This window comes from Paracoccus sanguinis, assembly GCF_012689545.1.
Taxonomy (GTDB): Bacteria; Pseudomonadota; Alphaproteobacteria; order Rhodobacterales; family Rhodobacteraceae; genus Paracoccus; species Paracoccus panacisoli.
The window spans coordinates 2875070-2894675 of the sequence record NZ_CP051542.1 but is presented as its reverse complement, the minus strand read 5'-3'; the positions used below and the strand labels follow the sequence as shown (position 1 = coordinate 2894675).

The following is a 19606-nucleotide window of genomic DNA, read 5'->3' as shown; positions in this document are numbered from 1 at the left end:
GGGAACCGCCGCGGTCAGAGGCACATCGACATGGTCGCCACCGGCATCAGCGTCCAGACGGTCGCTGCCAGCGCCGCCAGCGCCAGAGTCATCGCGACGAGGCGGTGGAACCGCGTGTCCCCGCCCAGCGGGCCGCGGTAGGCGTGGGCGAGCAGCAGGTGGCCCGCGATGGCGACGCCCCAGGCGGCCAGCAGCATCAGCCGGCCGGTCGCGGCGTCCAGATGCGCGCCGTGGCGCGAGCAGACCAGCCCCTCGAGCCCGTAGATCGCGCTGAACGCCACGATCCAGAGGGTGAAGGGCGCGGCGATGCGCAGGATGTCCCGCATCAGAACGCCCCCGGCAGCCAGGCGGCGGCGAGGCCCACGGTCCCGACCAGCGCCGCGTAATCCACCCAGAGCCGCAGCACCCGCACCGGGTTGAAGCGCCGTGCCGAGAGGTAACCGGCACGCTGGCGCGCCATGACGAAGCCCGTCATCACCAGCGCCACCCCGGCGTGGAAGGCCACGTAGCCCGCGATCACCCAGACCGTCGCGTCATAGGCGTGGGCCGCGGGCGCCCCCACCCCGCGCATCACCGTCACCGCCGCCGCGATCCAGCCCAGCAGCCCCAGCGCGGCGAGGACCAGCCCCAGCCACGGGGTCCCGCCGCGGCGCAGCTGCACCTCGGCCAGCCGCGGGCCGGCGAGCGTCAGCAGCAGCGCGCCGAGCGCCAGCGCCGGGCCGAGCCGGTCGAGCGCGAGGAACGCGGGCGGCGGCCAGTTCGGCGCCACCGTCCAGAGGAACGCATAGCCGAAGAGCAGCGAGCCGAAGAGCACGCTGTCGGCCAGCAGCAGAAACAGCGAGCCCCACCAGCCCGGCGGGTCGGCGACCTCGGCCGCGGTCGGCAGCATCACCCCGTGCCCTGCGTCCAGCGGGCCGGTGTCGGCGCGCTCGCCCATCCGCCACGCCCAGCGCAGCGCCAGCGCCGTGACGACCGGCACCGCAAGCCCGGCCAGCAGCCACTGCTTGAAGACAGGCATCATGAACATGAACCCGGTCACCGCGGCGAGGACCAGCGGCTCGATCGTGTTGCCGGGGAACGGCACGATATAGGCCGGCGCCCCGTCGGCGGTCCGCACCGTCAGCGTCTCGCGCCGGCCGCGCAGCGGCTCGCCCAGGTAGCCCTCGCCGCGGGCGATGCGGGCGGGCAGGGTCGGGTCGTCCTCGAGCGGGTAGCGGCCGTGCACCGTGGGGATCGAGGCGATGTTGTAGGGCGGCGCCGGCCGCGCGGTCGCCCATTCGAGCGTCCCCGCGCCCCACGGGTTGCGCGGGCCCCGCGCGGCCATCAGCGCGTTCACGGCGACGTCGATGATGACCAGCGCAAAGCCCGCCGCCATCACGAAGCCGCCGATCGAGGCGACCAGGTTGATCCACTCCCACCCGTGGCCGCCCTCGTAGCTGTGGATGCGGCGGCGCTGGCCCAAGAGGCCCGCCCAGTGAAGCGCAAGGAAGGTGACGTGGAAGGCGGGCACGGTCAGCCAGAACGCCGCCTCGCCGGTGCGGAAGAACCGGGTGCGGCCGCTGAACATCGGCAGCCAGTAATAGATCGCGGCGATCATCGGGAAGACGAAGCCGCCGACCAGGACGTAGTGCAGATGCGCGACGATGAACTGGGTGTCGTGGACCTGCCAGTCGAACGGCACCATGGCGACCATCACCCCGGTCAGACCGCCGATCACGAAGGTCACGAAGAACCCCATCAGCCACAGCATCGGCAGCGACATGGTCGGCCGCCCACGCCAGAGTGTCCCGATCCAGGCGAAGATCTGCACCCCCGTCGGCACCGCCACCAGCGTCGAGGCGGCCGAGAAGAACGCGAGCCCCATGTGCGGGATGCCGGTGGTGAACATGTGGTGCACCCACAGCCCGAAGCTGAGCACCGCAAGCGACACCGCCGCGGCCACGATCCAGCCGTAGCCGAGCAGATGGGTCCGCGCCATCACAGGCAGGATCGTCGAGATCGCGCCCGCCGCGGGCAGGAAGATGATGTAGACCTCGGGGTGGCCGAAGAGCCAGAAGAGGTGCTGCCAGAGCAGCGAGTCGCCCCCCTCGGCGGGCTGGAAGAACGGCAGGCCGAAGGCGCGCTCGAGCTCGAGCAGCAGCGAGCCGAGGATCATCGGCGGGAATGCCGTCAGGATCATCACCGCGACGACGAGCATGTACCACGCAAAGATAGGCATCCGGTCAAGCGACATTCCCGCAGCGCGGAACCGCAGGATGGTCACCACCACCTCGACCGCGGTGGCGATGGCAGAGATCTCGATGAAGGCGATGCCGAGCAGCCAGACGTCCGAGTTGATGCCGGGCGCGTGGATGGCCGAACTCAGCGGCGGATACATGAACCAGCCGCTGTCGGGCGCGACCCCGGCCAGCAGCGCCAGGACCATCGTCCCCGAACCGATGAAGTAGCACCAGAAGGCGAACATCCCGATCCGCGGGAAGGCGAGGTCGCGGCTGCCCAGCAGCCCGGGCAGGATGTAGATCGCCAGCGCCTCGAAGAAGGGGATGGCGAACAGGAACATCATGATGGTCCCGTGCATGGTGAAGATCTGGTTGTAGATCTCCGGCCCGACGAAGGCGCTGTCGGGGGTGGCGAGCTGGGCCCGGATCAGCATGGCGAGGATACCGCCGACCACGAACATCCACGTCGCCGTCATCAGGAACATCCGGCCCAGCCGGGTGTTGCTGGTGGTCTTCAGCCAGCCGCGCAGCCCCGGCTCGTTGTCCCAGACCGGCAGCAGCCGCCGGTGCAGCCTGAGCGCGGTCAGTTCGGGCGCCGGGCCACCGAGGGGGGACGGGTGCGGCGCGGGCTGGCGGGGCTCGGTCACTCGGTCGCTCCTGCAAGGAATTGCTGCCAGCCGGCAGGGTCGTGGGCGATGACGCGGAAGCGGTGGGCGAGGTAGCCGGTGCCGTTGAATTCGGCGCTGACGCCCTTGAACTCGCCCGGGCCGTCGGCCTCGATCCGCAGCACGTTGACGTGGCCGGGGATCGCGTCGAGCTTGCCGGCGAGCCGCGGCACCCAGAAGCTGTGGATGACGTCGGCGGTGGTGATCTCGACATCGACCGGGCGGCCGGCGGGGATGTGCAGCATGTCGCGGGTCTCGCGCCCCGGGGCGTCGGCGTAGCCGAAGCGCCACTCCCACTGGCGGCCCTCGGCGCGCACGGTCACCAGGTCGTCGTGCGGCCGCGGCATCAGCCGCTCGCCCACGACCAGCCCATAGGCGGTGAGCGCGCCCAGCACCACGAGCGAGAAGGTCAGCCCCATGCCGCCGAGCCAGCGCCGCTCGGCTCTTGCAACATCGGCCTGTGCCAGATCGGCCGCGTCGGTGCCGTCCTCGGGGTGGCCCGCGCCGGGGTGGCCGGCGCGGAAAGCCAGCACCAGCAGTACCATCACCAGCGCAAAGATCGCCGCCGCGCCGCCGATCAGCACCCACCACATCGTCGCAATGGATTGCGCCGCAGGCCCCGCCGGTTGCAGGGTAGAGAGCGACCCCTCGCACGCCGCGAGCCCCAGCGGGGCCGCGAGCCACACAGACCGGACGGAAAGGCGCCCCGCGCGATGGCCGAGCAGAAGATCGAGACCCCGAACCCCGAGCTGATCGACCCGATCAGCGCCGACCCCGAGTTCCACGAGACCGAGTCGCGCATCGCCATCCTCGGCCATCCGCTGCACGCCATGTCGGTGTCGTTCCCGATCGCGCTGTCGTTCTGCAACTTCGGCGCCGACGGGCTCTACTGGCTGACCGGCGACGTGTTCTGGGCGCGCGCCGGGGTGTGGTCGGCGGGCACGGCGTTCCTCTTCGGGCTGCTCGCCGGGCTGATCGGCACGGTCGAGCTGCTGCTGGTGCCCGGCATCCGCGCCCGCGCCGCAGCATGGACGCATTTCGTCATCGCCGTGCTGCTGCTGTCGGTCCTCGGGTTGAACTGGGGCTTCCGGATGCAGGGCTACGAAAGCGCGGTCCTGCCTTACGGCATCATGCTCTCGGCGTTCATCGTCGTGATGGTGTCGGCGACCGGGTGGCATGGCGGCAAGCTCGTGTTCGATTATCACCTGGGGACATCCAAGGGCAAATGAACCCCGACCGGGCGGGTCAGCCAGTCCGGCACCGGCACGCCCGACAAATCCGGCTTGGCCAGCACGAAGGTCAGCACGCCCAAGATCGGCACCATGACCAGCACCAGCGGCAGCACCGGCGCGGGCGGGGCGTGCGAGCCCTCGGTCTCGGCCACCTCGACCAGCGTGCCGCCGATCCAGGCGTGGAACGCCACCATCAGCGCCACGCAGACGAGCTTGGCGAACATCCAGAGCGTGAAGGCCTCGCGCAAAAAGATCAGCACCGTCCCGGTGGCGATGGCGATCACCGCCGCCGGGGTGACGAGCAGCGTATAGCTGCGGTGCGTGGCCTGGCGGATGCGGCTGAAGTCGGCCTGCCCGACTGCGTTCTCATGCCGCGCCATCATCATCGGCAGGGCAAAGAGTCCCGCCGTCCACGCCGCGATCATGCTGATGTGGACCGCCTTGAGATAGGGGATGAGGGTCAGAAGCCACGCGCTCATGCGCTGTGCGCCACGGTCATCGCGCGCCAGCCGCGCCGGGCGACGAGCAAGCCGAGCGCCGCATAGGGCAGCCCCGCCGGCACCCACATGATCAGCCCGCCAAGCTGCTGGTCCGAGAGCGCCGTGAACCCCCAGTCGAGCGGCGCGGTGGCGTGGATGGCGTAGAGCCCGCGCGGCGCAAAGGTCAGCAGCGCGCCGAGGAAGCCCATCTGCATGTAGGCCCCGAGGATCGAGAGCAGCGCGCTGCCGACCGCTTGCGCGGGGGCAAGCACCGCCCGCCAGAACAGCCAGGCCGAGCCGAGCAGCGTCGCCTGCATCACCCAGTAGACCGCGTGGTTGGCCATCGCCGCGTCATAGGCGGCGGGCACGTGCCAGCCCCACAGCACCAGCGTCGCCAGCACGAACAGCGGCACCGTGGGCAACGGCCGCCGGGCGGGCAGCGCCAGCGCCAGCAGCGGCGCCACCACCGCGACGAGGAGGATGTGGTGGACCACCCGGGCCGAGAACAGCGCCGCCGACAGCGCGCAGAGCGGCGAGACGAAGGCCAGCACCAGCACGCCGACCGCCGCGAGCCCCACCGCCGAGCGTCGCAGCGCGAGGGCCGCCCCCGCGAGCGCGGCCAGCAGCACCGGGTCGAGGTTCCAGCGCAGCCAGATCTCGGCCGGCAGCGGCGGGGCGCCGCAGTAAATCCCGCTCAGATCAAGGGACAGCATGGGACATCCGCCATTCGGGTTGCGCTTCCGGGCCAGCATGGGTCGGCAAGCCCCGGCGCACAACCCCCGGTTCCGCCGCGTTGCGGTTTGATGCGCTCGGGCCCGGGGCGGTGCGCCCGCCCTAGACCGCCAGCGCCCTACCCCGCCAGCGCCCGCAGCGCCCGGGCCCGTGCCGGGGGGATCGCCTTGATCTCGACCCCGGTGAAAACGTGCATCGTGCCGAGCTGGCGGTCCATCACCGCGTGGTCGCTCACCCAGCCGCCCATCATCAGATAGGTGCGCAGCAGCGGCGGCATCGCCGCCATCGCCCTCCGCGGGTCGGGCCGGCCGATGAGGCGGGCGAAGCGGAAGACCTCGGGCGCCTTGACCCGCGGCAGCCAGCGCCGCGGCGCCACGTGGCGGTCGCGCAGCATGGCGAAGGCGTCGCGGTGGCGGGCGGTGTCGGTGCCGAGGAACGACGAGCAGCCGAAGAGCAGCTCGGCCCCCGTCGCCGTGACGTGATCGGCCAGCGCCGCCCAGGCGGCGCGCAGGATGTCGGGATCGGAATGGGCGGGGTGGACGCAGAACCGCCCGAGCTCGACCATCGGCGCGGGAAAGTCCCGCAACCCGCCCAGATCGTAGTGCTGGGCCGAATAGCTGCGCTCGATCTCGGCCCCGGAGGAAAGATCCATGAGCCGGAAACAGGCGACGAGCTGGCCGCTGCGCCCGTCCTCAATCAGCACATGGGTGCAGAGCGCGTCATGCGCGTCGGCATCCCGCGGTGCCGCCTCGGCCGCAGGCTCGGCGCCGTCGCCCGCGTGGCGGGGGCCGAGAAAGCAGAGCCAGCGCAGACGCTGCGCGGCGCTCAGGTCGTCCTCGGTCGTGGCCGGGCGCACCCGCCAGCGCCCCTTCCGCATCTCGCGCATCACGCCCCCTTGCCCGCCGACCGGGCCATCCACCGCGCCCGGCGGTCCCGGCGGGCCGGCGATGCCCGCCCGCCTTGCCCGGCGCCAAACTCGCCCTACCTTGTAAATCTAACGCAACATCGGATGCACCATGAGCGAAAAGATCACCCGCAGCGACGCCGAGTGGCGGGCGCTGCTCGACCCCGAAACCTATCGCGTGACCCGGCAGGCGGGGACCGAGCGGCCGTTCTCGCACGAGGGGTTTCCCAAGGGACCGGGCCACTATGTCTGCGCCTGCTGCGGCGCGCGCCTCTTCGACGGCGACCAGAAGTTCGAAAGCCACTGCGGCTGGCCCAGCTTTTCCCGCGCCGGCGGCGCGATCGGCGAGACGGTGGACCGCAGCCACGGCATGATTCGGACCGAGGTGACGTGCGAGCGCTGCGACGCGCATCTGGGCCACGTCTTTCCCGACGGCCCGCCGCCGACCGGCCTGCGCTACTGCATCAACGGCGTCGCCATCCGCTTCGTGCCGGACGCCGCATGACGCGCGCGCCGACCGTGCCGGCCGAATCAGTTGCCGAACATCTGCCCCGGATTGAACCGGCCGATCCGCGCAAAGAGCTGCCGCAGCACCGAGGCCGAGGACACCCCGGTGTCGGTCACGCGCTGCGACAGCACCACGATCCGCCCCTGCTCGAGCCCGAAGCGCTGGACGTTGGTGACGGTGCCGGCCTGGTCGAAGCTGATCGCCACGACGTGACGCTCGATCTCGCGCGGGGGGTTCAGGCCATACCGCTCCCAACGCGAGCCGACGTAGTACCAGTCGGACCCGGTCAGCAGCCCCTGCGCCCCCGGACGGCCAATCAGCCCCTCGAGCTCCGCCTGGCTGGTCTGGCCGACGACGACCATCGCCAGCTCGTCGTCAGTGGGGACATAGCCGTGGTTGCGGTACATCCGGGTGCAGCCCGCGGTGGCCGCCGCCAGCGGCAGCGCAAGGGTCAGGGCGATCAGACGCCGCCGGGTCGTTGCCATCGGATACCTTCCGCCCACTGGTTCGCGCCGCGTCCTGTCGCGCCCAGTCGCGCCCTCGCGCCGCGGGCGGTTGACGCCGCCGGACCCGCTTAGCAAACTCGGACCGGGCGCTCAAGAATGTCGGTGACACGGCAGCTTGCCGGTCCCCCACCCCTTTCCGGAAACGAGCCTGATGACCGCTGCCCCCTTCTCCCAGCCGCTGCGCGTGACGCAGCTGAACCCTCGCCGCCCGAACCCCGTCACGGTCGCCCCCGACGAGGCCGCCCGTGCCCGGATCGCCGCGGCGCTGGGGCTCTCGCGCCTGCCCGCCGCGCGGCTCGAGGCGACGATCGCCGCCACCGGGCAGGAGGCCTGGACGCTGACCGGGCGGCTGACCGCGCAGGTGGTGCAGCCCTGCGTCGTGACCCTCGCCCCGGTCGAGACCGCCATCGACGAGCCGGTGCGCCGCGTCTGGTCCCCCTATGCCGACAGCGGCGGCGACCTGCCCGAGGGGGCCGAGATCGAGATGCCCGACGACGAGGTCGAGCCCTTGGGCAGCGTGGTCGACCCCGGCGCGGTGCTGGTCGAGGCGCTGGCGCTGGCGCTGCCGCTCTATCCGCGCGCCCCCGGCGCGGCGCTCGACGCGGCCGGAGAGGCCGGCGCCGACGCCGACGACGACCCCGGACGCCGGCCCTTCGCGGGCCTTGCCGCGCTGCTCGGGCGGCGCGACGATCCGCCGGGCGAGGGCGGCTGACCCGTCGCCCCGGCGCGCGCCGATTGCCCCTTGGGCCTTGCGGCGCGCAGTTTTGTGACGTATCTGCCCGGTTCGATCCGAAACACGAACGGGCCGGGACAACAATCGCCCAGCCCCCTGCACTCGAAGGTTGTCCCATGGCCGTCCCCCAGAACCGAGTTACCCGGTCCCGCCGCAATATGCGCCGCTCGCATGACGCGCTGGTTGCCGGGAACCCCAACGAATGCCCGAACTGCGGTGAGCTGAAGCGTCCGCACCACGTCTGCCCGTCCTGCGGCCACTACGCCGACCGCGAAGTCGTGGCGCAAGCGAACGACATCGACCTGGACGACGACGCGGCCTGATCCGGCTGACGGCGCACAGGGATGCCGACGGCGTTTTCCCCTTCCGACGCGGCCCCGGTCGCGCCCCAGGCGGCTGCCGGCAACGGCGGCGCGGTGGTGATTTCCGTTGACGCGATGGGCGGGGACCGCGGTCCCGCCGCCGTCGTGGCCGGGATCGAGAAGAGCGCCGACAAGAACCCCGAGATCCGCTTCATCGTCCACGGCCCCGAGGCCGAGCTGCGCCGCCTGATCGGCAAGCGCCGCGAGATCGCCGCCCGCTGCGACATCCGCGACGCGCCCGGCGTCGTGACCATGCACGACAAGCCGAGCCAGGTGATCCGGTCGGCGCAGGGCACCTCGATGTGGTCGGCGATCGAATCGGTTCGCCAGGGCGAGGCGACGGTCGCCGTCTCGTGCGGCAACACCGGGGCGCTGATGGCGATGTCGATGCTGCGGCTGCGCAAGCTGCCCGGCGTGGCGCGCCCGGCGATCGCCATCCTCTGGCCGTCGCGCAACCCCTCGGGGTTCAACGTGGTGCTGGACGTGGGCGCCGACATCCGCGCCGATTCGACCGACCTGCTGCAATACGCGATGATGGGCGCGTCGTACGTCCGCAACGGCCTCGGGCTCGAGCGGCCGCGCGTCGGGCTGCTCAATGTCGGGACAGAAGAGCACAAGGGCCGGTCCGAGCTGAAGGAGGCGCAGGAGCTGATCGCCGCGGCGGCGGATTCGGCGCGCTTCGACTATGTGGGCTTCGTCGAGGGCGGCGACCTGATGGGCGACCGCGTGGATGTGATCGTCACCGACGGATTTACCGGGAATATCGCGTTGAAGACCGGCGAGGGCACGGCCAAGCTGGTCGGCGATTTCCTCAAGGACGCCTTCGCCAACTCGATCATGTCCAAGTTTGCCGCCCTGCTGGCGATGACCTCGCTCAAGCGCCTGCAAAAGCGCATCGACCCGCGCCGGGTGAACGGCGGCGTGTTCCTTGGGCTGAACGGCACCGTGGTCAAGTCGCACGGCTCGGCCGACGCGACGGGCGTTTCGGCGGCGATCAAGCTGGCGTTCCAGTTGGCCAAGTCGGGGTTCCAGGACCGGCTGGCCGCCCGCGTGGCCCAGGCCGCCGAGCAGGCCGCCACCGCCACAGCGCCCGCGCCGGGCCCGACCGGAGACAACGGCTGATGCGCCGCGCGGTCGTCCGGGGCACCGGCCATTACCTGCCCGCCCGCGTGGTCGAGAACAGCCATTTCGAGGCGACACTCGACACCAGCGACGCCTGGATCCGCGAGCGCACCGGGATCGAGCGGCGCCATTTCGCGGCCGAGGGCGAGTTCACCTCGGACCTCGCCACCGCCGCGGCCCGCGGGGCGCTCGAGCGCGCCGGGATGGCCGCCGACGACATCGACGCGATCGTCGTGGCGACCTCGACCCCCGACCTGACCTTTCCGGCCGTCGCCACAATGGTGCAGGCCGGGCTGGGGATGACCCGCGGCTTTGCCTATGACGTGCAGGCCGTCTGCGCGGGCTTCGTCTTCGCTATGGCCAACGCCGACGGGCTGATCCGCTCGGGCCAGGCCGACCGGGTGCTGGTCATCGGGGCCGAGACCTTCAGCCGGATCATGGACTGGACGGACCGCGGGACCTGCGTCCTCTTCGGCGACGGCGCGGGGGCCGTGATCCTCGAGGCGGTCGAGGGCGAGGGCACCACCGCCGACCGCGGGGTGCTGTCCACCGACCTCAACAGCGACGGCACGCTGCGCGACCTGCTGTATGTGGACGGCGGCGTCAGCCGCACCGGCACCGCCGGGTGCCTGCGGATGCAGGGCAACCTCGTCTTCCGCCACGCGGTCGAGAAGCTCGCCAAGACCGCGCATCACGCGCTGGACAAGGCGGGGCTGACGCCGGCCGACGTCGACTGGCTGGTGCCGCACCAGGCCAACCTGCGGATCATCGGCGCGACCGCGCAGAAGATGCAGCTGCCGATGGACAAGGTGGTCCTGACGGTGGCCGACCACGGCAATACCTCGGCCGCCTCGATCCCGCTGGCGCTGTCGGTCGCCGACGGCGAGGGGCGCTTCGCCGAGGGGGACGTGCTGGTGCTCGAGGCGATCGGCGGCGGGATGAGCTGGGGCAGCGTCGTCCTGCGCTGGTGACGCCGGCGCCGGCTGGCCGCACGGCCTGACAACGCGCCCCCCAACGCCGCCCCCGCATCCGCGCCGCCCGCGTGCTACCCCCCTACGAAGCAGCGCCGCTCCCGTCGCCCAAACCCACGCCCGAAACCGCTTGCTTGCAGCACAAAGGCGCGCCCCCCCCTCCCCCTCTCCCTTGCGCAAATATCCTGGGGTGAGGCGCGGCACGCGCCGAGGGGCAACGCCCCTCCCGTCCCCCCTTCCCCCCCGCAGCCCGCGCGGCTAATCAGGCGCCATGCTCAAGACCCGCATCATTCCCTGCCTCGACGTCGCCGACGGGCGCGTGGTCAAGGGCGTCAACTTCGTCGACCTGATCGACGCGGGCGACCCCGTGGCGGCGGCCGCCGCCTATGACGCGGCGGGCGCCGACGAGCTGTGCTTCCTCGACATCCACGCGACCCACGAAAATCGCGGGACGATGTACGACCTCGTGACCCGCACCGCCGAACAGTGCTTCATCCCGCTGACCGTGGGCGGCGGGGTGCGGACCCCGAAGGACGTGCGCGATCTGCTGCTCGCAGGGGCCGACAAGGTCTCGTTCAACTCGGCCGCCGTCGCCGACCCCACGGTGATCGCCGCCGCCGCCGACCGCTTCGGCAGCCAGTGCATCGTCTGCGCCATCGACGCCAAGACCGTCGCCCCCGGCCGGTGGGAGATCTTCACCCACGGCGGCCGCAAGCCGACCGGCATCGACGCCGTGGGCTTCGCCCGGACCGTGGCCGCCCAGGGCGCGGGCGAGATCCTGCTGACCTCGATGGACCGCGACGGGACCAAGGCGGGCTTCAACATTCCGCTGACCCGCGCCATCGCCGACGCGGTCGACATCCCGGTGATCGCCTCGGGCGGGGTCGGCACGCTCGATCACTTCGTCGAGGGCGTGACCGAGGGCCACGCGAGCGCTGTCCTCGCCGCCTCGATCTTCCACTTCGGCACCTTCACCGTCGGCGAGGCCAAGGCCCACATGGCGGCCGCCGGCATCCCCGTCCGCCTGAGCTGAGGCCCGCCGATGACCGACACGCTGACCCGCCTTGCCGCCACCATCGACGCCCGCCGCGGCGCCGACCCAGCGTCGAGCTGGACCGCGCAGCTTCTGGCGAAAGGCCCCGAGAAATGCGCCGAGAAGTTCGGCGAGGAGGCCGTCGAGGCGATCATCGAGGCGGTCCGCGGCGACCGCGCCCGCCTGACGTCCGAGGCCGCCGACGTCCTCTATCACCTGCTCGTCATGCTGAGTGCGCGCGAGTTGCCGCTGGCCGACGTGCTGGCCGAACTCGACCGCCGCGAGGGCCGCTCGGGCGTCGAGGAGAAGGCCGCCCGCCCGCGCTGACGCGCGTGTGACAGCCCCATGACACCCGCCCCGCGACGGGCTAACACGGTCCGACACCGACGAGGGGCCGGCCCATGAACCTGCTGCAGGACTTCACCGATCCGATGACCTCGGTGCCGCTGGGCGTCGCGGTGCTGCGGCTCGTCACCGCGATGCTGCTCGGCGGCATCATCGGGTGGGAGCGCGAGGTGAACGCCCGCGCCGCCGGCCTGCGCACCCACATGCTGATCGCGCTCGCCGCCGCCGTCTTCGCGCTGGTGGCGATGGAGCTGACGAGCTTCGAGGGCGCCCCCGGCACCCAGCTCAACACCGATCCCCTGCGCCTGATCGAGGCGGTGACCTCGGGCGTGGCGTTCCTCGCGGCCGGGTCGATCGTCATCAACGGGGCGAACGTGCGGGGGGTGACGACGGGCGCCTCGATGTGGCTCTGCGGAGCGATCGGGCTCTGCTGCGGGGTGGGCGACATCAAGCTGGCGGTGCTGGTCACGGTGCTGGCGATGGTGGTGCTGTGGCTGATCCACCATCTGGTGAGCCCGGTCGCCGAGCGGATGCAGGACGACACCCGCGCGGACGACTAGAGCCCGAGCGCGCCCGACCGCCGGAACAGCCATCCCGGCGCCGGCCCGGGCCGCGCGGCGGACGAGAGGCTGCGCGCCTCGACCCGCGCGAAGCCGCATTTCTCGAGCACCCTGGCCGACGCGGGGTTGTCGGCAAAGACCTCGGCCGTCAGCCCCGCCGGCGCGTGGCGGGCGACCATCTCGGCGGCAAAGGCTCCCACGACCTCGGTCGCAAGCCCCTGCCCGGCGGCCTCGGGGGCCAGGAAGTAATAGACGCGCGGGGCCGCGCCCGCGCCGATCCCGATCGAGCCGATCACCCGCCCGTCGCGCTCGATCGCCGCCCGGAACGGTGGCACCCACGCGCCGGGCGGAAAGATCGCGTCGAACGCTGCCCGCCCCATGTCCGGGGCAAATAGGAACAGCATCCGCGCCACCTCGGGGCGGGTGGCGATGGCGTAAAGAGTGGACAGGTCCGCCGCCGCGACGCTGCGGATCAGCGTGCGCGGCGTGACGAGCCGGAAGGCGTCAGCCAACCGGCACCACCTTGATCGCCCCACCCGACGCCGACAGCGCGATCCGCCCCTGCGCGAGGCGCAGCGCATCGTTACCGAACACCTCGGCCCGCCAGCCGGTCAGCGCCGGCAGGTCGCGCCCGCCCGAGGCGATGGCGTCCAGCTCGGCCGACGACGCGATCAGCCGCGGCGCGACCCCCTCGGCGTCGGCCTTGGCCTTGAGCAGCACCCTGAGCAGCTCGGACAGCGCGCCGTTGCCCTGCCGCCCCGGCTCGTCGGGGGCGGGCTTCGGCAGGTCCGTCGCCTCGACCCCCGCCTTGACCGCGGCGAGGATGCCCTGCGCGATCTCGCCCCGGCGCGCCTCGCGCAGCAAGAGCCGCGACTTGGACAGGTCGTCGTCGGTCAGGGGCTTGGTCGAGGCCAGCTCGATCAGCGCGTCGTCCTTGAACACCCGCGAGCGCGGCACGTCGCGGGACTGGGCGTAGGTCTCGCGGAACTTCGCCAGCTCGCGCACCACGGCCAGGAACCGCGGCGAGCCCGAGCGTGTCCGCACCCGCTCCCACGCCTCGTCAGGGCGCACGATGTAGGTCTCGGGATCGACGAGCACCGCGGCTTCCTCGGCCACCCAGGGGGCGCGGCCGGTCTTGTCGAGCTGGGCGCGCAGGTATTCGTAAATCGCCCGAAGATGCGTGACGTCGGCCAGCGCGTAATCCGCCTGCGCGGCAGTCAGCGGCCGGCGAGACCAGTCGGTGAAGCGCGAGGACTTGTCGAGCGGCGCCTTGGCGATGCGCTTGACCAGCGTCTCATAGCCCGCCTGCTCGCCGAAGCCGCAGACCATCGCCGCGACCTGGGTATCGAACAGCGGCGTGGGGAACACGCCCGCGTCGTGGAAGAAGATCTCGAGGTCCTGCCGCGCGGCGTGGAAGACCTTGACCGTCGCCTCGTGGCGGAAGAGGTCGTAGAGCGGCTCGAGCGACAGCCCCTCGGCGAGCGGGTCGATCAGCACCGCCTCGCCCCCCGGCGCCTTCGGCCCCGAGGCCGGCGGCAGCGCCATCTGCACGAGGCAGAGCTTCGAGTAATAGGTTCGCTCGCGCAGGAACTCGGTGTCGAGCGTGACGTAGGGCTGGGACTTGGCCCGCGCGCAGATGTCGGCGAGCTCTTCGGTGGTGGTGATGATGCGCGGTTCGGCGGCCATCGTGGTCCTCTGGCTGGCGGGTCATCCGCCACATGGGGGGTGGCGGGCAGGCGTCGGGGCCGCGCGGCCCGCCATGCCTGGCGGAGCGGCCCCTCGGCCCGGCCCCGCGCACCGCGGGTGGGGCACAGGCACCGGCGCGGCAGGGGCCTGTCCGGCAGGACTGCGCGGGCCTCTGCCCAGCGGGGAAAGTATGTGGTCGGGGCGAGAGGATTCGAACCTCCGGCCTACGGTACCCAAAACCGTCGCGCTACCAGGCTGCGCCACGCCCCGGACCGCCGGTCTCTTATCCCGCAATGCGGCGGGGCGAAAGACGAAACCGCGCAGGCGCGGCGTCGCGGGGGGTCAGCGGCACGGGGCGGCGGCGCCGGCCTGCGGCACCGCCGGGTGGGTCAGCACCGCGCCCGGCCCAAGGCCGAGGCGCGCTGCCTCGCCGCCGCCGAGTTCGAGCACGAGCAGCCGGTCGGGGTCGGGATCGCCGGGAGCGGCGCCGGAAATGGGGGTCAGGTCCAGCGGCGTGGCCTGCGGGTGGACGTGACGCAGACGCCCGGCGGCATCGAAGAACAGCATGTCGAGCGGAATCAGCGTGTCCTTCATCCAGAAGCTCGCCGGCCGCGGGGTCTCATAGACGAAGAGCATCCCGTGACCGGGGGGCAGCGTCCGGCGGCCCATCAGCCCCTGCGCCCGCTCGGCGGCGTCGTCAGCGATCTCGACGGTGACCGGGATGGCGCGGCCCTCGGCGGTGGTGAGAAGTGCCGTGCCCGGCGCGCAGGACACGGCAAACGCCGCGGGCGCCCACAGCGTCAGCCCGGCGGCGAGCGCGCCCGCGCCGAGGCGCCCGGCGCGCCGCATCAGGCGACGACCGCGCGGGCCGCGGCCGAAAGCGTCGCCTGCGGCACGAGATGAAGATTGCGCAGCTCGGCGCTGGTCAGGCGACCATTGCCGCACCCGCCCGGCTGCCCGTTGCCCTGCGAGGACGGAGGCACGCCGCCGGCCGAGCCGTTGCCACCCTCGGTGAACCCGCCCTCGGCGCGCGCGACCGCACGATCCCACGCGAGGATCTGGGCCGCGATCGGGCCGCGGGGGCCGGGGACCATGCGCAGGCCCACCGCCTCACCGGGCGCGAGGTCGGCAAAGCCCCAGTGACGCAGCACCTCGATGTGCAGGAACACGTCGCCGCGTTGGCCGAAGACGTTGGCGAAGCCGAACCCCTTGGCCTTGTCGAACCATTTCACCCGCGCGGGCAGCAGCGGCAGCTCACCGAGCTCATGGGGCGGGAGGACCGCGAGGTCGGCGATCGGCGCCTGGCCCTGCGACGGCGGCGGCTCGATCGACAGCACCTGCGTCGCCTGACGGCCGCGCGCGGTGGTCATCGCCCGGACCTCGACCATGGCGCCCTCGGCGACCGAACTCTGCCCGAAGTTGCGCAGCACGTTGGCGTGAATCAGCACATCCGCGCCGCCCGCCGAATCAGCCAGAAAACCAAAGCCCTTGATCGGGTCGAACCACTTGATCGGTCCCTGCACGATCGCCGAGGGCTCGGCGGTTTCAGTATCCATCATCGTCCCTTCGCACGGCGGTGATGCAAAACGCGTCGTCGCCGCCAGATTGCAAATAATGCAGCATACCTGACCTAACGTCAACTCGCGGGCGGTGTCATTCACCTAAACGTATGACAATCGCAACGGGTCGATCTCGGCCGAGACAATATACCTAGGGTTGCAAGCGGGTCACATCCCATTCGGCGTGAACGGAGGGTCTCGCCCAACGGAAGCGGTCGTGCAAGCGGAACGCCCCGTCAGCCCAGAACTCGATCTCGAGCGGGGTGATGCGGAAGCCGCCCCAGAACGGCGGACGGGCCGGGTTGACCCCGTGCCGCAGCCCCTGGCGGGCGACCTCGGCCATCAGCGTGGCGCGGCTGTCGAGCGGCTGGCTCTGCCGGCTCGCCCAGGCGCCGATCCGCGATTGCAGCGCCCGGCTGGCGTAATAGGCGTCGGCCTGCGGCCCCGCCTCGCGGGTCACGGTGCCGCGGGCGCGCACCTGCCGGCGCAGCGATTTCCAGTGCATCACGAAGGCGGCGTTGCCCGTCGCGGCGATCTGGCGACCCTTGGCGCTGTCGTAGTTGGTGTAGAACACGAACCCGCCCGCGGGCCCGGTCTCGATGTCCTTGAGCAGCACCATCCGCGCGTCCGGCATCCCGTCCGCATCCACCGTCGCCAGCGCCATCGCGTTGGGATCGTTGATCTCGGTCGCCACTGCCTCGTCCAGCCACGCCCGGGCGATGGCGAACGGGTCGTCGCCGGCGAAAATTCCGTTGCGGTCGCTCATCTTGATGCCCTCACGGGTTTGGCATAATCCTCGCGTGAGTTGAGAGCGCGGGGAATGACTCATGTCAAGCGAGCGGACTGCGGGCGGGCTGATGGCAGGCCGGCGCGGCCTCATCATGGGGCTGGCGAACGACAAATCCATCGCCTGGGGCATCGCCCGCGCGCTGGCTGACCAGGGGGCGGAACTCGCCTTCTCGTACCAGGGCGAGGCGCTGAAGAAGCGGGTGGCGCCCCTCGCCCAGCAGCTCGGGTCCGACATCGTGCTGCCTTGCGACGTGGCCGACATGACCTCGGTCGATGCGCTGTTCGCCGAACTGGGTGAGCGCTGGGGCAAGCTCGACTTCCTCGTCCACGCCATCGGCTTCTCGGACAAGGAGGAGCTGCGCGGCCGCTACGTCGACACGAGCCGCGACAACTTCCTGATGACGATGGACATCTCCGTCTATTCCTTCACCGCCGTGGCCCAGCGCGCGGCCGCGATGATGCCGGACGGGGGCAGCCTGCTGACCCTGACCTACTACGGCTCCGAGCGGGTGATGCCGCATTACAACGTCATGGGCGTCGCCAAGGCCGCGCTCGAGGCGTCGGTGCGCTATCTCGCCGAGGACCTCGGCAAGGACGGCATCCGCGTCAACGCCATCTCGGCCGGGCCGATCAAGACGCTCGCCGCCTCGGGGATCGGCGATTTTCGCTACATCATGCGCTGGAACGAGCTGAACTCGCCCCTGCGCCGCAACGTGACCACCGAGGACGTGGGCAAGTCGGCGCTCTATCTGCTCTCGGACCTCGGCTCGGGTGTCACGGGTGAGACGCATCACGTCGACGCGGGCTACCACGTCGTCGGCATGAAGGCCGTGGACGCCCCCGACATCGACGCCACCGCCAACCGCAAGGCGGCCGAGTAACCCGCCTTGGCCAGCTCGGCCTTCGAGGCGCTGGCGCTCGACGGGGTGACCCTGCCGCAGCTGGCGCTGTTCGTCAGCACGCTGGCGGTGGCGATCCTGTCGCCCGGACCGGCGATCATCGCGGCCAGCCGCTCGGCGGCGGCGCGCGGGCGGCAGGCGTCGATGCCCTATGCGCTGGGGCTCGCCACGGGCGCCTCGCTCTGGTGCCTCTTCGCGCTCTTCGGGCTGACGGTGCTGTTCCGCGCCATGCCGCAGCTCTTCGTGGCGATGAAGCTTGCGGGCGGGGTCTACCTGATCTGGATCGCGGTGCAGATGTGGCGCCACGCGGCCGACCCGCTGGCGATGGGCGGCGAGACGGTCACCGGCCCCGGCTTCTGGCAGGGGATCGCGCTCAACCTCTCGAACCCCAAGCCCGCGCTCTTCTACGCCAGCGTCATCATGTCGATCTTTCCCGCCCTGCACGGTGCGGCGCCGGCGGTGATCTATCTCGTCGCGCTGTCGGTCGAGCTGAGTTTCTACGTCGCGGTGACCACGCTCATGGCCACGGGGCCGGTGCGGCGGCGATATATCGCGGCCAAGCCGTGGATCGACCGCATTGCCGGGGGGCTGATTGGTGCGCTAGGGGTGTCGCTGATCCTGCGTCACTAGACGCCCCCGCTTCTGCCCCCGCCCCCGACCCCGCCCCCGAGGAGACCATGGCCCGCACCCCCGCCACCGACCGCCTGCCGCACGAGCGCGGCTTTCACGTCAGCTGGGACCAGCTGCACCGCGATGCCCGCGCGCTGGCCTGGCGGTTGCAGGACAAGGCCCCGGCCGGGGGCGGCGAATGGCGCGCCGTGGTGGCGATCACCCGCGGCGGCATGGTGCCGGCGATGATCGTCGCGCGCGAACTCGACATCCGCACGATCGACACGATCTCGATCAAGTCCTACAAGGGCGACGGCGCCAAGGGCGTGCAGGGCGAGCTTCAGGTGCTCAAGTCCCCGGACGCCGATATGATGGGCGACGGCGAGGGCGTGCTGGTCGTCGATGACCTCGTGGACAGCGGCCGCACGCTGGAACTGGTGCGGCAGATGTATCCCAAGGCGCATTTCGCCACCGTCTACGCCAAGCCCAAGGGCCAGCCGATGGTCGAGACCTACATCACCGAGGTCAGCCAGGACACCTGGATCTTCTTCCCGTGGGACATGGCGCTGCAGTATGTCGAGCCCTATCGCGGCACCGACTGACGCCGCGCGCGCCTTGGTCCGCCACCTGCCCCACGACAACGGCCTGCTGCATCGTCTGTTCGAGCTGAGCCTCGGCGCCAAGGCGGTGTTCGCGGCCATCGAGGCGATGGCGGGCGCGGCGCTGATCTTCGTCCCGAACGCGGCGCTGCACCGCGGGATGATCTGGCTGACCCATGCCGAGCTGATCGAGGACCCCTCGGACCCGCTGGTGCGCCGCATCCTCGCCGCGGCGAGCCACATCGACGCGGGCAGCCAGCAGTTCTACGCGCTCTACCTGCTGACCCACGGGCTGGTGAAGCTGGCGGTGGTGACGCTGCTCGCGCGCGGGGTGGCCTTTGCCTATCCGCTGGCGCTCGCCGTGTTCGGCGGCTTCGTGATCTACCAGATGCACCGCTGGCAGATCAGCGGCTCGCCCGCGATGCTGGCGCTGTCGGCGCTGGACGCGGTGGTGATCGCGCTGACCTGGCGCGAGTGGCGGCTGGCCGGCCCCGGCAAGCTGCGGCACGGGTCCGGCCGGGCCTGACGGCGTGCCGCAATGCGAACGGCCGCCGGGTGAGCGGCAGCCGTCATCATCGTCTCGCGGGAGGGCTCAGGCCGTCGCCTTGCCCGTATCCGGCGTCTTCACCGACTTGTCGGTGCCGGGAATGTCGTCTTCCTGCTTGCCGTCCTGATGGGCCTGGTTCTTGCCCATGATGCGCTTGTTGCGCTCGGCCTCGTCGGGGGTGACGTGCTCGACGGGGTTATAGACGGCCGGGTTGTGCTTCATGCTCATGGCATCGCTCCGTTTGAATGGGACGCGACGGGGCCTCGCGGGCCACGAACGCCGCTGATGCCGGGTCAACCTTCCCAGGACCGCCACGGTTCCGACCGGAACCCGACCGCCGGATGAACGGTTCTGCCTCGGCAGGATGCCATTCCCAAGGGAGAGATCCGATGACCAAGGACATTCGCAGCCACGAGCTGGTCGAGGGCACCGACGAGGACGAGGCCGGCAAGATGAAGCAGCAGATGCGCATCGAGGAGGCGCAGCGCCTGCGCCGCCAGAACCAGGCCGCCGCCGCCAAGGCACCGAAGCCCGAGTAAGTCCCGGG

27 protein-coding genes and 1 tRNA gene are annotated in these 19606 nt (G+C 71.4%); 14 read left to right on the top strand and 14 right to left on the bottom strand.

The features are described 5' to 3' along the window. Positions 1–14 precede the first annotated feature (14 nt). Genes HGN31_RS13880 through HGN31_RS13870 form a run of 3 tightly spaced genes read right to left on the bottom strand, consistent with a single transcriptional unit; the run spans position 15 to position 3570 of the window. The gene (locus HGN31_RS13880; RefSeq protein ID WP_036710250.1) at positions 15–326 is read right to left on the bottom strand and encodes a hypothetical protein; all 312 of its coding nucleotides are present in this window, start codon (positions 324–326) and stop codon (positions 15–17) included. Further along, the gene (gene ctaD / locus HGN31_RS13875) at positions 326–2806 is read right to left on the bottom strand and encodes a cytochrome c oxidase subunit I (protein ID WP_168783957.1); all 2481 of its coding nucleotides are present in this window, start codon (positions 2804–2806) and stop codon (positions 326–328) included. The genes HGN31_RS13880 and ctaD overlap by 1 nt, the downstream gene beginning before the upstream one ends. Before the next feature lie 56 nt (positions 2807–2862). Further along, positions 2863–3570 (bottom strand): cytochrome c oxidase subunit II, encoded by a 708-nt coding sequence (locus HGN31_RS13870; RefSeq protein WP_231565711.1) that lies wholly within the window; start codon positions 3568–3570, stop codon positions 2863–2865. A 27-nt stretch (positions 3571–3597) separates the two neighbouring features. On the opposite strand from HGN31_RS13870, the gene HGN31_RS13865 reads away from it, so the two are divergent. After that, a complete protein-coding gene (locus HGN31_RS13865; protein WP_052172001.1) occupies positions 3598–4113 on the top strand; it encodes a DUF2231 domain-containing protein in 516 nt (171 codons plus the stop codon). Here the strand turns inward: HGN31_RS13865 and HGN31_RS13860 are convergent. The 3 genes from HGN31_RS13860 to HGN31_RS13850 form a co-directional block, all read right to left on the bottom strand. Beyond that, positions 4086–4595, bottom strand: a complete 510-nt coding sequence (locus tag HGN31_RS13860; protein ID WP_168783582.1) for a CopD family protein — start codon at positions 4593–4595, stop codon at positions 4086–4088. The two genes, HGN31_RS13865 and HGN31_RS13860, sit on opposite strands and share 28 nt — an antisense overlap. After that, positions 4592–5308: a cytochrome c oxidase assembly protein gene (locus HGN31_RS13855; RefSeq protein WP_168783581.1), complete on the bottom strand. Its 717-nt coding sequence runs from the start codon at positions 5306–5308 to the stop codon at positions 4592–4594. Before HGN31_RS13855 ends, HGN31_RS13860 begins: the two co-directional genes overlap by 4 nt. A gap of 137 nt (positions 5309–5445) precedes the next feature. Continuing rightward, positions 5446–6213: a GNAT family N-acetyltransferase gene (locus tag HGN31_RS13850; RefSeq protein ID WP_168783580.1), complete on the bottom strand. Its 768-nt coding sequence runs from the start codon at positions 6211–6213 to the stop codon at positions 5446–5448. A gap of 130 nt (positions 6214–6343) precedes the next feature. On the opposite strand from HGN31_RS13850, the gene msrB reads away from it, so the two are divergent. After that, positions 6344–6736 (top strand): peptide-methionine (R)-S-oxide reductase MsrB, encoded by a 393-nt coding sequence (gene msrB, locus HGN31_RS13845; RefSeq protein ID WP_036736543.1) that lies wholly within the window; start codon positions 6344–6346, stop codon positions 6734–6736. A gap of 26 nt (positions 6737–6762) precedes the next feature. Here the strand turns inward: msrB and HGN31_RS13840 are convergent, their stop codons facing one another. Beyond that, complete coding sequence (locus HGN31_RS13840; protein ID WP_036704395.1) at positions 6763–7224, bottom strand: outer membrane protein assembly factor BamE; 462 nt, start codon at positions 7222–7224, stop codon at positions 6763–6765. A 172-nt stretch (positions 7225–7396) separates the two neighbouring features. Between HGN31_RS13840 and HGN31_RS13835 the strand changes: the two genes are divergently transcribed. The 7 genes from HGN31_RS13835 to HGN31_RS13805 all read left to right on the top strand — a co-directional run bounded on the left by HGN31_RS13835 (position 7397) and on the right by HGN31_RS13805 (position 12371). Next, a complete protein-coding gene (locus tag HGN31_RS13835) occupies positions 7397–7957 on the top strand; it encodes a YceD family protein (protein WP_168783579.1) in 561 nt (186 codons plus the stop codon). A 137-nt stretch (positions 7958–8094) separates the two neighbouring features. Beyond that, the gene (rpmF, locus tag HGN31_RS13830; protein ID WP_036704393.1) at positions 8095–8301 is read left to right on the top strand and encodes a 50S ribosomal protein L32; all 207 of its coding nucleotides are present in this window, start codon (positions 8095–8097) and stop codon (positions 8299–8301) included. A gap of 21 nt (positions 8302–8322) precedes the next feature. Beyond that, the gene (gene plsX / locus HGN31_RS13825) at positions 8323–9462 is read left to right on the top strand and encodes a phosphate acyltransferase PlsX (protein ID WP_168783578.1); all 1140 of its coding nucleotides are present in this window, start codon (positions 8323–8325) and stop codon (positions 9460–9462) included. Next, positions 9462–10433 carry a beta-ketoacyl-ACP synthase III gene (locus HGN31_RS13820; protein ID WP_036736550.1) on the top strand — a complete coding sequence of 324 codons (972 nt, stop codon included), beginning with the start codon at positions 9462–9464 and terminating at the stop codon, positions 10431–10433. Before plsX ends, HGN31_RS13820 begins: the two co-directional genes overlap by 1 nt. Positions 10434–10704: 271 nt before the next feature. Continuing rightward, positions 10705–11466 carry an imidazole glycerol phosphate synthase subunit HisF gene (gene hisF / locus HGN31_RS13815; RefSeq protein ID WP_168783577.1) on the top strand — a complete coding sequence of 254 codons (762 nt, stop codon included), beginning with the start codon at positions 10705–10707 and terminating at the stop codon, positions 11464–11466. 9 nt (positions 11467–11475) lie between these two features. Then, complete coding sequence (locus HGN31_RS13810; RefSeq protein ID WP_168783576.1) at positions 11476–11793, top strand: phosphoribosyl-ATP diphosphatase; 318 nt, start codon at positions 11476–11478, stop codon at positions 11791–11793. A 74-nt stretch (positions 11794–11867) separates the two neighbouring features. Beyond that, complete coding sequence (locus HGN31_RS13805) at positions 11868–12371, top strand: MgtC/SapB family protein (protein WP_043133978.1); 504 nt, start codon at positions 11868–11870, stop codon at positions 12369–12371. On the opposite strand, the gene HGN31_RS13800 is transcribed toward HGN31_RS13805, so the two are convergent. The 6 genes from HGN31_RS13800 to pdxH form a co-directional block, all read right to left on the bottom strand. After that, on the bottom strand, positions 12368–12883 hold the full coding sequence (locus HGN31_RS13800) for a GNAT family N-acetyltransferase (protein ID WP_168783575.1): 516 nt from the start codon (positions 12881–12883) through the stop codon (positions 12368–12370). The two genes, HGN31_RS13805 and HGN31_RS13800, sit on opposite strands and share 4 nt — an antisense overlap. Continuing rightward, entirely contained in the window at positions 12876–14057 is a 1182-nt protein-coding gene (gene rnd / locus HGN31_RS13795; RefSeq protein ID WP_168783574.1) for a ribonuclease D, read from the bottom strand. Before rnd ends, HGN31_RS13800 begins: the two co-directional genes overlap by 8 nt. A 193-nt stretch (positions 14058–14250) precedes the next feature. Then, positions 14251–14327, bottom strand: a tRNA-Pro gene (locus HGN31_RS13790). Between the two features lie 72 nt (positions 14328–14399). Then, positions 14400–14906 (bottom strand): DUF192 domain-containing protein, encoded by a 507-nt coding sequence (locus HGN31_RS13785; RefSeq protein ID WP_168783573.1) that lies wholly within the window; start codon positions 14904–14906, stop codon positions 14400–14402. Further along, positions 14906–15718, bottom strand: coding sequence for a cold-shock protein (locus HGN31_RS13780; RefSeq protein WP_342355775.1), 813 nt, complete (start codon positions 15716–15718; stop codon positions 14906–14908). Before HGN31_RS13780 ends, HGN31_RS13785 begins: the two co-directional genes overlap by 1 nt. Positions 15719–15767: 49 nt before the next feature. Next, the gene (gene pdxH, locus HGN31_RS13775; protein WP_168783572.1) at positions 15768–16382 is read right to left on the bottom strand and encodes a pyridoxamine 5'-phosphate oxidase; all 615 of its coding nucleotides are present in this window, start codon (positions 16380–16382) and stop codon (positions 15768–15770) included. 61 nt (positions 16383–16443) lie between these two features. Here pdxH and fabI point away from each other — a divergent pair, with 61 nt between their 5' ends. The 4 genes from fabI to HGN31_RS13755 are packed head-to-tail and all read left to right on the top strand — an operon-like array spanning position 16444 to position 19038. Then, positions 16444–17286, top strand: a complete 843-nt coding sequence (gene fabI / locus HGN31_RS13770) for an enoyl-ACP reductase FabI (RefSeq protein ID WP_168783571.1) — start codon at positions 16444–16446, stop codon at positions 17284–17286. A gap of 6 nt (positions 17287–17292) precedes the next feature. Further along, positions 17293–17934: a LysE family translocator gene (locus tag HGN31_RS13765; protein WP_244961041.1), complete on the top strand. Its 642-nt coding sequence runs from the start codon at positions 17293–17295 to the stop codon at positions 17932–17934. Between the two features lie 47 nt (positions 17935–17981). Continuing rightward, positions 17982–18515, top strand: coding sequence for a xanthine phosphoribosyltransferase (gene gpt, locus HGN31_RS13760; protein ID WP_036736387.1), 534 nt, complete (start codon positions 17982–17984; stop codon positions 18513–18515). Beyond that, positions 18487–19038, top strand: coding sequence for a DUF2127 domain-containing protein (locus HGN31_RS13755; RefSeq protein WP_168783570.1), 552 nt, complete (start codon positions 18487–18489; stop codon positions 19036–19038). Before gpt ends, HGN31_RS13755 begins: the two co-directional genes overlap by 29 nt. Before the next feature lie 66 nt (positions 19039–19104). On the opposite strand, the gene HGN31_RS13750 is transcribed toward HGN31_RS13755, so the two are convergent. Beyond that, entirely contained in the window at positions 19105–19287 is a 183-nt protein-coding gene (locus HGN31_RS13750) for a hypothetical protein (RefSeq protein ID WP_036705010.1), read from the bottom strand. 161 nt (positions 19288–19448) lie between these two features. On the opposite strand from HGN31_RS13750, the gene HGN31_RS13745 reads away from it, so the two are divergent. Further along, a complete protein-coding gene (locus HGN31_RS13745; protein WP_156113622.1) occupies positions 19449–19598 on the top strand; it encodes a hypothetical protein in 150 nt (49 codons plus the stop codon). Positions 19599–19606: the final 8 nt, after the last annotated feature.